12 protein-coding genes are annotated in these 13,056 nt (G+C 73.1%); 4 read left to right on the forward strand and 8 right to left on the reverse strand.

Translation table 11 applies throughout. The features are described 5' to 3' along the window. Positions 1-43: 43 nt before the first annotated feature. Positions 44-790 carry a methyltransferase gene (locus tag ACFZA0_RS05955; protein ID WP_391012036.1) on the forward strand — a complete coding sequence of 249 codons (747 nt, stop codon included), beginning with the start codon at positions 44-46 and terminating at the stop codon, positions 788-790. A gap of 103 nt (positions 791-893) precedes the next feature. On the opposite strand, the gene ACFZA0_RS05960 is transcribed toward ACFZA0_RS05955, so the two are convergent. The 3 genes from ACFZA0_RS05960 to ACFZA0_RS05970 form a co-directional block, all read right to left on the reverse strand. Beyond that, positions 894-1,871, reverse strand: coding sequence for an SMP-30/gluconolactonase/LRE family protein (locus ACFZA0_RS05960; protein ID WP_391012038.1), 978 nt, complete (start codon positions 1,869-1,871; stop codon positions 894-896). A 440-nt stretch (positions 1,872-2,311) separates the two neighbouring features. Continuing rightward, entirely contained in the window at positions 2,312-3,784 is a 1,473-nt protein-coding gene (locus ACFZA0_RS05965; RefSeq protein WP_391012041.1) for a glycoside hydrolase family 47 protein, read from the reverse strand. Between the two features lie 238 nt (positions 3,785-4,022). Then, positions 4,023-4,802 (reverse strand): NAD(P)H-dependent oxidoreductase, encoded by a 780-nt coding sequence (locus ACFZA0_RS05970; protein ID WP_391012043.1) that lies wholly within the window; start codon positions 4,800-4,802, stop codon positions 4,023-4,025. A 140-nt stretch (positions 4,803-4,942) separates the two neighbouring features. On the opposite strand from ACFZA0_RS05970, the gene ACFZA0_RS05975 reads away from it, so the two are divergent. Further along, positions 4,943-5,794: a helix-turn-helix domain-containing protein gene (locus ACFZA0_RS05975; RefSeq protein WP_391012046.1), complete on the forward strand. Its 852-nt coding sequence runs from the start codon at positions 4,943-4,945 to the stop codon at positions 5,792-5,794. A 41-nt stretch (positions 5,795-5,835) separates the two neighbouring features. Here the strand turns inward: ACFZA0_RS05975 and ACFZA0_RS05980 are convergent, their stop codons facing one another. From ACFZA0_RS05980 to ACFZA0_RS05990, 3 genes are all read right to left on the reverse strand, one after another. After that, the gene (locus ACFZA0_RS05980) at positions 5,836-6,732 is read right to left on the reverse strand and encodes a methyltransferase domain-containing protein (protein ID WP_391012049.1); all 897 of its coding nucleotides are present in this window, start codon (positions 6,730-6,732) and stop codon (positions 5,836-5,838) included. A 74-nt stretch (positions 6,733-6,806) separates the two neighbouring features. Further along, positions 6,807-7,157: a hypothetical protein gene (locus tag ACFZA0_RS05985; protein ID WP_391012052.1), complete on the reverse strand. Its 351-nt coding sequence runs from the start codon at positions 7,155-7,157 to the stop codon at positions 6,807-6,809. Between the two features lie 85 nt (positions 7,158-7,242). Then, positions 7,243-7,503: a hypothetical protein gene (locus ACFZA0_RS05990; protein WP_391012055.1), complete on the reverse strand. Its 261-nt coding sequence runs from the start codon at positions 7,501-7,503 to the stop codon at positions 7,243-7,245. Between the two features lie 229 nt (positions 7,504-7,732). Between ACFZA0_RS05990 and ACFZA0_RS05995 the strand changes: the two genes are divergently transcribed. Beyond that, a complete protein-coding gene (locus tag ACFZA0_RS05995) occupies positions 7,733-8,266 on the forward strand; it encodes a ferritin-like domain-containing protein (RefSeq protein ID WP_391012058.1) in 534 nt (177 codons plus the stop codon). A 169-nt stretch (positions 8,267-8,435) separates the two neighbouring features. Next, positions 8,436-10,754, forward strand: a complete 2,319-nt coding sequence (locus ACFZA0_RS06000; RefSeq protein ID WP_391012061.1) for an MFS transporter — start codon at positions 8,436-8,438, stop codon at positions 10,752-10,754. A 173-nt stretch (positions 10,755-10,927) separates the two neighbouring features. Here the strand turns inward: ACFZA0_RS06000 and ACFZA0_RS06005 are convergent, their stop codons facing one another. Then, complete coding sequence (locus ACFZA0_RS06005) at positions 10,928-12,112, reverse strand: alcohol dehydrogenase catalytic domain-containing protein (protein ID WP_391012065.1); 1,185 nt, start codon at positions 12,110-12,112, stop codon at positions 10,928-10,930. After that, on the reverse strand, positions 12,109-12,876 hold the full coding sequence (locus tag ACFZA0_RS06010; RefSeq protein WP_391012068.1) for a DUF1275 family protein: 768 nt from the start codon (positions 12,874-12,876) through the stop codon (positions 12,109-12,111). Before ACFZA0_RS06010 ends, ACFZA0_RS06005 begins: the two co-directional genes overlap by 4 nt. Between the last annotated feature and the right edge of the window lie 180 nt (positions 12,877-13,056).

Consider the following 13,056-nt stretch of genomic DNA (forward strand, 5'->3'; position numbering starts at 1 on the left):
AATACGGGTGCGGGCGGCCTCCGACGGTGAGAGGCTCCGGCCGGTGAACCGCGAGACGATCTCCAATTTGGCCCACACCCACCGCCCCATCAGGTCCCCGCTCGACGACGACTCGGTACGCCGGCTGCTGCGACACGGCGCCCCGACGGGCACCGAGCGGGTGCTCGACCTGGGATGCGGCAGCGGGGAGTGGCTGCTGCGCGCCCTGACGACCCACCCCGGGCTGCACGCCGAGGGCGTCGACCTGTCGGAGGACGCCGTCCACCGGGCGGCGCAGGCCGCCCGCGGACTCGGCGTCGAGGAGCGCCTCGTCCTGCATCGTCGGGCAGCCGCCGACTTCCCCGCCTCCCACTCCTTCGACCTCGTCCTGAGCGTCGGAGCGGCGCACGCCTTCGGCGGTCTGCTCCCCACTCTCGCGGCGGCCCGGGAGCATCTGGCGCCGGGCGGCCGCGTCCTGGTCGGGGACGGCTTCTGGGAGCGCGAGCCGTCACCCGAGGCGGTCGAGATGCTCGGTGACTTCTCCGACCTGGCGACCACGCTGGACCGCGTCACCGCGGACGGCTGGACCCCCGTCCACGGACACGTCAGCACCCGTCGCGAGCTGGACGACTACGAATGGGCCTGCTGGGGATCGCTCGCCTCCTGGGCCCTGGACAACCCCGACGCCCCGGAAAGCCCCGAGGTGCTCGCGACCGCCTCGTCCCGGCGCACCGAGTGGCTGCGCGTCTACCGCGACAACTGGGGCTTCGTGAGCCTGGTTCTGCGGCGGACACCGGAGCACCTGCGCTGAACCCGACCGTGTGACGCTCCCGGGCGCCGACAACGCCCAACTCGCCCACGGGCCCTGCCGGGTGGCCTCGCCGGTCCCCTGCTGACGTTCCGTGCCGCCCGCGTCAGCCGGCGTGTCCGCCTCCACCGTGGTCCGGGAGTTCGCACACGGTGAGGTGGCTCGCCGTGAGACTCCCGAGCACGAGGCATTCCCCCGTCTCGGCGGCGCTGGTGATCATCCGGCATCCCGGGCCGGTGCGCCGCAGGTCGTGCCGGACGCCTCCGTCGGGGCCAAGCCCCAGCAGACGTACCGTACGGGGCGGCCGGACGCGTACCGCCAGCGCCGCAGCCCCGGCCGCCCGCCGCACGCCGAGGGGCGCGCGCCGGGTCACCTCCACCAGCGGGTTCGCCGGGGCCGCCAGCGCGACCCACAGGGTGCCGCCGGGGCCGCGCGTGAGGTTGTCGGGGTAGCCGGGGAGGTCGTCGAGGAGCACGTCCGTGGTCCCCGCCGACGGGCCGGAGAGCCAGTGGCGCACGAGTCTGCGGGCCCCGGTCTCGGCGACCAGAAGCCACGCCCCGTCGGCCGCGACCACCACGCCGTTGGCGAACTCCAGCCCGTCGGACAGGACTTCGGGCTCCGACGACCCGGGCGCCAGCCTCATCAGCCGCCCGGACGCCGTGTGCTCGACGAGGTCGCTGCGCCAGTGGGCCAGCCGGTAACGCGTGCTGGACGACGTGAAGTAGACGGTGCCGTCCCCGCCGACGTCCACGTTGCTGCACAGCCGCAGCGGCTCGCCCCCGACCCGGTCGACCAGCACCTCCACCGCTCCCGCGCGGGACAGGCGCAGCAGTCCGCGTTCGGCGTCGCACACCAGGACGCGCCCGTCCGGCAGCGGAGCCAGCCCCAACGGGCGTGCGCCCGTGCTCCCCACCAGCTGCGCCGCGTACGGCGCGGCTGTCGCCACCCGCAGCACACGGCCGTCCTGGAGGCCGGTCAGCACGTGCCCGGGTCCGTCCGCGACGACGTGCTCGGGCCCTCGGCCCACCGGTATCCGCCGGACCATGACCAGGGGCCGCGGGCTGTCGCCGTGCGCGCGCCTCATACGGCGGCCCGGTGGGCGCTGCCCCGAGGGCCCGGTCTGCCGCCGCGGGGCGATACCGCACCCGCGTCGGCCCGTGGCGACGCCGACGTCACGCCGTCGTCCGGACGCCGATGCCGTGCGGAAGGGGCGCGGTTCGAGGTACGCATGGCCATCGCGATCCTTCGGGTCCGGGGTCGGCGTGCGGACCGCAGAGTACCGGGGGTGCCCCGGACGCTCCATCTGCCGCGACAGCGAGGCGAGTTGGACAGAGGGCTCGCTCGTGGTGGAACCCGGTATTCGGTCCTCGCGGCCCGCCCGCCCGGCCGGCGAGCGGGCGCGCCGCCGACCACGTACCGACCGCCCGTTGCCGTGCACCCGAGGACGCAGTCGGACGGGGGGGACGGCCGGGCAGCGCGACGCCCGGTGCGGGGCACCGGGCGTCGTACCGGGCGTCGCTCTTCTCAGCCGGTGCGGCGGACCCCGCGGAAGATGTTGCCCTCGGTGGAGAGGTAGCCCGTGCGGTAGTCGTAGCGGGGGGTGTCGGCGAAGGTCAGGTACAGGTACTTCATGTTCTCGGAGAACCAGTAGGCCTGGGTGAGGTCACCGAGCCGCATCGGGGAGGTCGTGACGTCGTTGGCGATCGTGTAGCCGCCCGGGACGCGGAGGTTGTCTCGCATGCCGACGAAGTACTGGTAGGCCGTGGCGCGATAGCGGGGGTCACGGGTCGTCTGGTAGAGGTCGAAGGAGGAATTGACGTACTCCGGGCGCAGGTTGTTGCTGGCCGAGGTGACCTTGCCGGTGGAGTAGTCGATCTCCTCGGGGAGCACCGGGTAGCGGTCGAGAACGCCGGTCCAGCCGTCGTAATAGCCCCTCGCGGCGGTGAGGTCGCCGGCCTTGCCGAGCAACCCGGCGTAGAAGGAGCCCAGTTCGGAGGCGGAGGTGCCGGTCTCGGCGCCGGTCGCGTAGTCGACCTGGCGGAACCACAGGTCCCCGCCGACCTTGACCGCCTGGTACTTCAGGATCGCCTTGGTCGTCTCGTTCCACCACTTGAGCAGGTCGCGGTCGCCGAACAGGACCCAACCGCCCCACAGGTACTCGTAGAAGGAGTCCACCGGCGGGTTGGGAGCCTGGCTGCTGCCGTCGGTCGGCCTGCCCGTCTCCACGTCGAAGTAGGTGGGCAGCAGGCCGATCTCGCTGCGCTGCGCGAGTGCGGCACGGAACGCCTTCTTGGCCGCCGCGTAGTACTTCCCGTCGCCGGTCAGCTTGGACAGGATGCCGAACTCAAGGATGTTGGTGCCGATCTCGGCCAGCGGCGGAGTGCTGCCGCTGACCGCTCCGGTGGCCATGTTGCACTGCGTGTAGGGCATACCGGTGGGCGACTTGGTGAAGGCCGGCATCAAACGGTCGGCGGCGTCCACGGCGAGTTCGAGGAGCTTCCTGTCCCTGGTCGTGAGGTAACCGGAGATCAGGCCGCCGACGACCCGGATGATGGCCTCGAAGACGTGGAAGTCGGCGTCGATGTTCAGGTCGAGCTGGGTGGTGACCCACTTCTTGGCGATCGCCAACTCGTGGTCCAGGCCCAGCAGATAGAGGGTGTCCAGCGCCTCGATGATGGACAGCCCCACCGGGTGCCCGTCGGCGAAGAACTCGTTGGAGCCCCCGGACACCGGGAGCACCTGGTCGTGCCCCCAGGCGTACTGCTTGTAGCCGTTCCAGCCGTGCAGGAACTCGTCGCGGATCTCGGCGGCGATCTTCCCGGGGCTCGGCATCGATCCGCCGCCACCGGTGCTCGCGCCGCCACCGGTGCCGGTCTTTCCACCGGTGGCGGCGACCGCCCGGGGTCCCCCGGCCATCAACGTGGTTCCGGCCGCGCCGGCCACCGCGAGCGCGGTCAGAAGAGTGCGGCGGGGAAGTGCTGCGGAAGTGCCGTGCATGAGCCTGCCTCCAGGACGGTGCCGACCGGTCGCGGGACCGGTCCGTTTGACAACGTTGTCTAGAACCGTGCGAACGTCACGCTAGCCGTCCTCCGCACCACCTACAACGTTGCATCACGCCGCACTTTCTGACACACCGTCAGGTCGAACCGTCCTTTCGGTGACACACGTTTCAAGTCCGCACCGAGTCGGGCGTACGCACCCATCACCTCGCAAGCGGGAGCCCCCTCGTGGCTGCTCAGCCGCGCACGTGCAGCCCGAAGCCCGTGCGGCCCTCGGCCTCAAGACCCTCCTTGAGGTGCAGTGACGGGATCTCGTAGTCACCGAAGTTCTGCCGCCGGAACGCGATCGGCTCGGTCGACTCCAGGGTGAGCAGGCGCTCCTCCCATGCCTTGGCGACCTCCGGGTACGTATCGGCGGTCACCCGGTCGGTGCCGTACACCACGAACGGCGGCAGCACATCGAGGCCGGGGTAGTAGAGGATGCCGTGGTGGAACGGGAAGAGCAGATCGGCGATCGGGCCGTTGATGCCGCGCGGGGCGTAGTGCGCCTCCGGGCCGCCGACGGTCACCGAGAGCAGCGCCCTCCTGCCCGCGAGGGTCCCCTCGCCGAAACGCTCGCCGTACTTGGTGTCGCTGTGCTCGCCGACGCCGTACGCGAAGCGGTAGGTGAACACCCGGTCCACCCAGCCCTTGAGGATCGCGGGCATCGTGTACCACCACAGCGGGAACTGGAAGATGACCGTGTCGGCCCACAGCAGTTTCTCCTGCTCGGCGACCACGTCCGCGCCGAGCGTCCCCCGCTCGAAGGCCCGGCCCGAGTCCAGGACGACCTTCAACGGACTCGACGCGTCGGGGCCGTAGTCCGCCGCGTCCACGACCGCCTTCCAGTTCATCGCGTACAGGTCGCTCACCCGTACCTCGTGTCCGGCGCCCTCCAGCGTGACCACCGCCAGGTCCTTCAGTGAACCGTTGAGCGACTTCGGCTCGGGGTGGGCATGGACGATCAGGATCTTCACGGGAACTCCCTCGGGTCGGATTGCCTCGATCCTGGGCGTCGCGACGCCGGCCCGTACAGAGGCTCCTCTTCCGTCGGTCCGGACTTCCTGGTAACGGCAGGGCCACCTTCGCGGCCGCGGCGGAAGGCATACTCGGGCACATGGACGATCTCGCCGGTTTTCTGCGGACCCGACGCTCCCGGGTCTCCCCCGAGGCCGTCGGCATCCCCGTCGACAGCCGTCGCCGGGTCGAAGGGCTGCGCCGCGAGGAGGTCGCACACCTCGCCGGCGTCAGTGTCGACTACTACGTACGCCTGGAGCAGGGCCGGGCGACCCAGCCCTCCGAACAGATCCTGGACGCGATCGCCCGCGTCCTCGGCCTGGACGAGACCGAACGCGAACACCTCTGCCGGCTTTCCCGGCAGCGCCGTCGACGCGCGAAGACGCCCGGCGGGCGGGTGCGGCCGGAGTTGCTGCGCGTGCTCGACCTGATGACCGACGCCCCCGCCATGATCATGAACCATCGTATGGACGTACTCGCCGGGAACCGCCTCGCCGGGCTCCTCTTCGGCAGGCCCGTACCGACCCTGAACACCGCCCGGCACATCTTCCTGGAGGAGGCCGGGCGCGGCCTGTACGCGGACTGGGAGACGTGCACCCTCGACGTGGTCGGGCACCTGCGCCTGGCCGCCGGCCAGTATCCCGACGACCCCCAACTCACGTCTCTCATCGGCGAGTTGTCAATGAGCAGCGAGCGCTTCCGACGCCTCTGGGCCCGTGCGGACGTGCGCGCCCGCACCCATGGCCGCAAGGCGTACCGGCATCCGTTGGTCGGACTGCTGGAGCTGCACCAGGAGAACTTCGCGCTGCCGGACGAGTCGGGAATGGAGCTGGTCGTGCTGTCCGCCGCCGCCGACAGCCCCGCCGGGGACGGGCTGCGTCTGCTCGCGGGGCTGGACGCGGACTGCGGCGGCCGCACCCTCACGGAGACGAACACCGCCGTCGGCGAATGAGTCGTCGGCGACGACCTCGTGCCGGACTCCGCGGCCGCCGGTCAGGCGGGCGACGGTGAGCGCCCGGGGCCGGACCCGTGCCGACCGGTCCGGCGAGCGGTGATCAGCCAGGCGCGGGAGTCGAAGCACACTCCGGCGTCGGTCACGTGCTCGGCGAGGGTCGCGCGCAGGCGTGCCAGCGCGTCCGCGGAGGCGGCCGGGGGCAGGGTCCGCAGCCGCTCCCGCACCCAGACGAATCCGCTGGCCCAGTCGAGAGCCGCGGCGGTGTCGGCGCCGTAGTGCACGGGCTCCCTGACGTCGGTGAAGGCGATGTCGGCGAACCCGGCGCCTTCCAGGATCCGCCGCACCGAGGAGGGCCGGGCCAACGAGAACGGGTCCGGGAAGGCGGACGGCTCCGGCTCCGGTCCGGGAAGTCCGGCGAGGCCGCGGCGAAGGGCACGGTCCCATTCGTTGGACTCCCGGGACTGCCACACCATCATCACGAGCCGCCCCGAAGGACGCAGCGCCTGGCCGATGTTGGTGAACGCCGCGACCGGTTCGGCGAAGAACATCGTGCCGAACCTGCTGATCGCCAGGTCGAAGTGCCCGGACGGGAACGGGTACGTCCGCGCGTCCGCCTGCTCGTACTCGACGTTGAACAGCCCTTCGGCGCGGGCCAGTTCACGCGCTGCGGCGATCGCGGGTGCGGAGACGTCGACGCCGAGCGCGGCGCCCCGCAGCGCGGTGCGCGCGGCCTCCCGCGTCGTCTGCCCGGTCCCGCACCCGATGTCGAGGACCCGGTCGTCGGGACGGACGGTGCTCGCGCGTCGCAGCACCTCCTGATGGCCGCGCAACTCCGCGTCGTAGCCGCCGCATTCGTGCCCGCCGCGGCTCCCGCCGCCGTCGTCTCCGTTCCCCGGCTCCCGTCGCGGTTCACGGCTCGGTCCCTGTTCGTGCATGTCGGCATCCCCTCCTCACGCGCCGGGACGAGCCGGCGCGCCGGAACACCCCGAGCCGCGCTGCGCGGCGGGGGTCATCTGTCGGCCCGGCTGCCGACCAGCATCTCCACCGCGTCACCCGTTGCGCTCAAACTCCTCACGAGCCAGCTGTGTTCGCCGATGCGGGTGCCCGCGCGGGTGGTGTGGGCCGACACCACGAGGACCGCACCCGAGTCCGGGGAGACGAGCAGTTCCGCCTCCGCCTCCACGTCGTCGGAGAACCGGAGCAGCAGACCGACCGGTGCCGGCGCGGCGGCGAAACCGGCGGGGTCGGGCAGGCCGAGCACCTGGCAGCGGCTGCCGGGGAACAGATGGGTGTGGGCGCAGACGGCGGTGAACACGCCCTCGGCGTCGGGGAGTTCGGCGGAGGATTCGGACGTCGGCACGGCAGGCTCCCATCGGGGCGGACCGGCTCGCGGTGAGAAGCACGGGCGAACGGGTCCTGCTGTTGAGGCGGTTCCCCCCGCGTCGTCAGTCCTGGGCGGCCGCCACCGCGGTCAGCCCGTAGTCCAGTTCCGCGCCGTCGACCAGCAGCGCCTCGACCGTCGGGCCGCGGGTGTCGATGTCGGCGACCAGTCCGTCTCCGGCGTAGCGGGGGTAGCCGGACGCCCCGGTCTCCCCCGTGGGCTCGACCACCGCCGTGCGGACGGCCGCCTCCTCCACCGAGAGGCCGGTGCTGCGCACATGCTCGGGAACCACGAAGATCTTCAGCTTCTGCGACGTGTTGGCCATGGACGATGATGACCCGTCGTCGAGACCTGACGCACGGCGAACACGCCGGTCCTTCGGACGGGCGGGCGTCTTCGCCACTGCCGCCGTCGCTCTTCCCGGCACACCGTCGCCGCTCCCCCGCCCTCGCGCCCTCGCGCCCTCGCGCCCTCGCGGCGAGGCACCACCGATCCACTGCCGACCAGTGCCTAATCTGTGGGCAAAACGCCATAAAACGGGAGAGGTCGCATCGATGGAGAACCAGTTCGAGATCGACGTCAAGAAGATCCGCGCGGACGCGCGCGCCCACATGGACAAGGGCCCGGTGACCAAGACCTACGGGGCCGACCGGGACCGTCTCATCCAGGTGCTCAACGAGGTCGTGGCCACCGAGGTGGTCTGCTACCTGCGCTACTCCCAGCACGCGATCGCCGCGACGGGTATCGACCGCGCGCAGGTCGCGGCGGAGTTCACCGAGCACGCACAGGAGGAGTTGCAGCACGGCCTGCGCGCGGCCGAGCGGATCAGCCAGCTCGGCGGGCAGCCGGACTTCGACCCCGCGACGCTCAAGGAGCGCTCGCACACCGAGTACGTGACCACCGCCGAGAACGACCTCACGCGCATGCTCCAGGAGAACCTGGTGGCCGAGCGCATCGTCATCACCACCTACCAGGAGATCGTCCGGTGGATCGGTGAGAGCGACCCGACCACGCGGCGCCTGATCGAGTCGATCCTGGAGGAGGAAGAGGAGCACGCGGACGACCTCACCGATCTGCTGGGCGTGTGAGGAGCGGGCGGAGCGGGCCCGCCGTCGCCCACCGGGGCCCCGCCGCGCGCCGTCAGGGCCGAGGGGCGAGGCGTCCTTCCGGCCGTGACACCGCCGGTGTGCCGTGCCGCCGGGACCCTCAGGCCGTGGGAAATGATCGCCGGATGAAGTGCGCGAAACGGAATCCGTCGTGAGCGGTACGGAACCCGCGGCCACGGGCGGGCTGCACCCCCTGGGGCGGTTGGCGCTGATGACCGGCGTGGCCCTGGGGGTGCTCGCCCCGACCCTGCACAACTCCACGCTGGTACGGGCCGGTGCCGAACTGGGCATGGACGGCCGCGCGCAGTCGATGTCCCAGGGACTGGTGGTCGGCGCGTCCCTGGCCGGACTGTTCGTCGGGGGACGCGCCGTCGACGTGCACGGCACACGGCGCGTGCTGCCCTGGTCGCTGACCGGGGCGTGCGCGGGCGGCGTCGTGCTGGCGTCGGCGGCGGGGCCGTGGCAGTACGGGGCCGGGCTCGTGATCGAGAGCGCCTCGGTGATGGGGGTGGTGGTCGGGATGGTGGTGGCCGCACCCCTGGTGCACTGGAGCGGGCGTCTCAGCAGGGCCGTCGCCTCCGCGTTCGCCGTGCTCGCGGTGGCACTCGTCGCGGGTGCGGCCCTGGCGCTGGCCGCCGACCGGATCGGGGGCTGGCGGGCGGTGGAGGCGGTGCCGCCCCTGGTCTCGGCGGCCCTGCTCCCCACGGTGTTCCGGCTGCTGCCCATGACGTCCCCGCCGGCCCGCGTTCCTCCGCCGCTCCCCGCGTACAGGGCCGGCACGATCGCCGTCGTCCTGTTGGGCGCCCTGTTGCAGGCGGCGCCGCTGCGGGACTGGCTGGACGCCGAGGTGATCGCCCTGCTGGCCGTCGCCCTGGGCACGCTGACGATGTGCTGTCTCCCCGTGCTGCCCTCCCTGCGCGGCCGGCCGCGCCGCCGCCGGCGGCCGTCGGGCACCGGCGGGAACGGCCGCCGTGTCGCGGGCGACGCGACCGGCGCGGCCGTCGTGGCGGGAGGCGTCTGGGGGCTGGCGATGTCGGCACTGGCGACCGTTCTCCTGGTGCTGCTGACCGAAGGCGGCGGGGAGCAGGCCCAAAGCCTCGTGGCGTGGGCGGGGTTCGGTGCCGGGTTCGCCGCGGCGGGCCTGTACGGCGCCCGACGCGCCCTGGAGCCCCGCCCCTCGTCGGCCATCGGCCTCACCCTCGCCGCCGTCAGCATCGCCCTGCTCCCGGTCCTGCCGCACGACCACCACACGGCCGCGACCGTGATCGCCTCGCTTCTCGCGGTGGCCGTCGGCTTCGGCGTCGTACTCGCCCAGATCCCCTGGGCCGCCAGGTTCCTGGCCGGGCTGCCCGCCGAGGCCCGCGGGGCGGCGGCGACCGCGTACCCCGCGGCGGTCGTGCTGGGGGGTGCCGCCGTCACCGGCATCCCCTACGACTCGGTGATCTCGCAGGCGACCCGCACCGAGACCACCGACGGCCTGCTGTGGATCACCGTCACCGTTCTCGCCCTCGCCGCCGTCGTGCTGGGCCGCTCCGCGGTCGCCATCGCGGTCGCCGCCGCCGCGGCGGCGCAGTACCTCCTCGTCACCGTGCTCAGCGACGACACCTACGCGCGGCGCCCGCTCTCCCTCGCGGCGTTCGTCGTCAGCGGCGCCATCGTCGGCCTGGCCGTCTGGACCCGCGGGCGGCAGACCGAACGCCTGGCCCGCGCCCTCGCGGGCACCACCGCCCTCCAACAGGCCGTACTGCGACCGCTGCCCGCCCGCGCGGGCGACCTGGAACTCTCCGGCTTCTACCGCCCGGCCACCGCCGACTTCGGCATCGGCGGGGACTTCTACGACGTCGCCAGCACCTCCCACGGCACCCGCGTCCTGATCGGGGACGTCCGGGGCAAGGGACTCCAGGCGGTGCGGACCGTCGCCGACGTGCTGGGCTGCTTCCGCAGCCAGGCCCACGAGACCGCCGACCTCGCCGAACTCGCCGCCCGCCTCGACCGTCACATCGCACGGACGGCCGCCGGCCAGGGCGACGGTGAACTCTTCGCCACCGCCCTGCTCCTGGAGCGTCCCGACGGCAGCCAGGGACTCAACGCCCTGAACTGCGGCCACCTGCCCCCGGTCGCCATCGGCCCCGGCCGCCGCGTCGAGGAGGTGCCGCTGCCGGCCCATCTCCCCATGGGACTCGGCCTCCTCGGCACGACCGCGCCGCGCCCCACCCCCGTGCACCTGCCGCGCGGAACCGTACTGCTCCTGTACACCGACGGCCTCAGCGAGGCCCGCAACGCCTCCGGCGTCTTCTACCCGCTCACCGAACGTCTCGCCGCCCTGCCGCCGGGCTCCCTGCGCGACCTCGTGACCCGCCTGGGGGACGACCTCGGGCAGTGGTCGCACCATCTCACCGACGACGTCGCCCTCGTCGCGCTGGCCGAGGCGGAACCCCCGGGTTCCGGGGCCACGGACGCCACGCCCTGACACGGACGCGGTCACGGTCACGGTCACGGTCACGCGGACGCGGACGCGGACGGCCGAACGCTCGGGCCGGGCGCACAAGGGCGTGGCTGACGAGGCATCAACTCCCGTGCTCTGTAGCCGTTTTGACCACCACACCGGCCGTCAGGACCGGGGCGCTCCCTCCGGCCGGCGGCTCAGGGCCGCAGGGCCGCCTTCACCACCCCCTCCGCCCGCCGGTCGAACGCCCGGTACAGACGCGGGGCGTCCGCGAGGGAGCCGTGATGGGTGATCACCTTCTCCGGGCAGGCCCTGCCGTCCAGGATCAGGTCCCGCAGGAGACGGGTGTACCGACGGTCGTGGGTGCGGCCGAAACCGACCCGAACACCCTTGTCGAACAAGGTCGCCCAGGGAACGCGCAGCGATCCGTCGGCGTGCCCCTCCGGGGCCGGGTCCAGGTCCTTCGCCGCGTACACACCGGCGACACCGACCCCGCCGGCCGGGTTGACGAGCCGGGCGATGTCGCTGATGACCTGGCGCGGGTTCTCCCGCGGTTCCCCGCCCCGTGCGGAAGCGCGGTCCAGGCACTGGAAGCCCACGGCGTCGATGGCGCGGTCCACTCCGTCCGTGCCCCTCTCGCCCGGCGGCAGGCCGAGGTCCGCCCGGTGGGAACGGATCTGCTCGACCGGGTCGCCATCCGAGAAGTCGACCGGCACGGCGCCGAACTCGGCGGCCACCGCGAGGCGCCGGGGCACGTGGTCCACCACGTAGACCTGGCCCGCGCCGCGGATCAGCGCCGCGTGCGCCGCCAGCAGTCCGACAGTGCCCGCCCCGAAGACCGCGACGCTGTCGCCCGGCCCGACCCCGGCCAGCTCGGTGGCGTGCCATCCCGTCACGAACGCGTCCGCGAGCAGCACGAACGCGTCCTCGTGGCGGTCGCCCGGGGTGCCGGGCAGCGGAACGCAGTTGGCGTCGGCGAACGGGACACGCAGCAGTTCGGCCTGCGCACCGCGGAAGGGCCCCATGCCCGCGTATCCGTACGCCGCGCCGAAGGCACCCGGGCGGATGCGGCTGCACGCGGCGGTCAGCCCGCGGGCGCACTGGGGACACGTGCCGCAGTAGAGGTGGGTGGGCAGCACCACGCGGTCGCCCTCGGACACGGCCGTGACGGCGTTGCCGGCCCGTTCGACGACACCGAGCGGTTCGTGGCCGAGCACGAGTCCGGGCTCCGCCCCCGTGCGCCCGTCGTACATGTGCAGGTCGGTGCCGCACAGCGCGCTGGACGTCACCCGTACGACGACGTCCGTGGGGTGTTCGATCTCCGGGTCGGGGACGTCGTGCACGGAGACGGTGCGCGGGCCGTCGTAGACCACTGCTTTCACGGTGATGTCCTTCCAGGAGGGTGTTCCGCGTCAGGACGCCGGATCCCGCGGGCGGTGACGGTGACGATCGCGACGGCCGCGAGGACCAGGACGCACGGCACGATCGGGGCGGGGCGTGCCAGGCCACCCGTCAGCAGGCCGGCCGCTGCGGCCGCCCCGCCGGCGACGGCGGCCAGCCGCACCAGATGCGCGAGGTCGGCGCCGCTGCGGCGAGCACCTGCCGCGCGTACGGCCAATTGGGTGAGGGTTCCGGTGAAGTACGTGCCGGGCCCGGCCGTCGGCGCGCCGCTCACGGCAAGTGCCCCGGACTGCGCCCCCATCGCCGCCGCGAGCGCGGCCAGCAGCACGCAGCTCCACCAGGGGGCGGAGTCAGGACCGTGGAGAGCCCAGGTGACGCCCACCAGGCCGAGGACCACGGCCTCGGCGGCGAGTACCCGGCGCAGCCGGAGCGGCCAGTACGGGGCGGGGGCGCCGGGGGCGTCGTGCCCGCCGTCCGGCGCGGGGACGCCCCGCCCCCCGGTCCGCGCGTACAGGGCCGCCACGGCCGCGCCGCCCGCGTACGCGCCCAGTGCGATCAGCGGCCGCACCGCGTCCGCGGTCCCCGCGAACGCGAGGCCGAGCAGGACGAGGTTGCCCGTCATCACCCCGGCGAAGACGTGCCCGAGGGTCAGGAAGGTCAGCCCGTCGGCCGCGCCGGAGGCCCCGGCGAGCAGGATCAGCGCGATCCACTCCCCCCGCCTGCGACGGTCGCGGGCAACTGGCACGGTCGTCCACCACTCCCCTGTGCGCGCCGAGGCGCCGGCCGGTGTGCGAGGCCGGGCGTGTGCCGGCTCCGCCGTCCTGTTCACGAACGATCCTGCCTTCGGACGCCGCACCCGGCTCTCCGGCCGGCGTCCAACCGGAGCACCGTCTCCGACTAGTGGGGTTGCGGTGAAGAACGCGGC

The organism is Streptomyces sp. NPDC008150, from assembly GCF_042956945.1.
GTDB lineage: Bacteria > Actinomycetota > Actinomycetes > Streptomycetales > Streptomycetaceae > Streptomyces.

Coding starts and splice junctions, on each gene's coding strand:
- ACFZA0_RS05960 (WP_391012038.1), bottom strand. CDS start 1,871: ATGAGGCGCGCGCACGGCGACAGCCCGCGGCCCCTGGTCATGGTCCGG.
- ACFZA0_RS05965 (WP_391012041.1), bottom strand. CDS start 3,784: ATGCACGGCACTTCCGCAGCACTTCCCCGCCGCACTCTTCTGACCGCG.
- ACFZA0_RS05975 (WP_391012046.1), top strand. CDS start 4,943: ATGGACGATCTCGCCGGTTTTCTGCGGACCCGACGCTCCCGGGTCTCC.
- ACFZA0_RS05980 (WP_391012049.1), bottom strand. CDS start 6,732: ATGCACGAACAGGGACCGAGCCGTGAACCGCGACGGGAGCCGGGGAAC.
- ACFZA0_RS05990 (WP_391012055.1), bottom strand. CDS start 7,503: ATGGCCAACACGTCGCAGAAGCTGAAGATCTTCGTGGTTCCCGAGCAT.
- ACFZA0_RS05995 (WP_391012058.1), top strand. CDS start 7,733: ATGGAGAACCAGTTCGAGATCGACGTCAAGAAGATCCGCGCGGACGCG.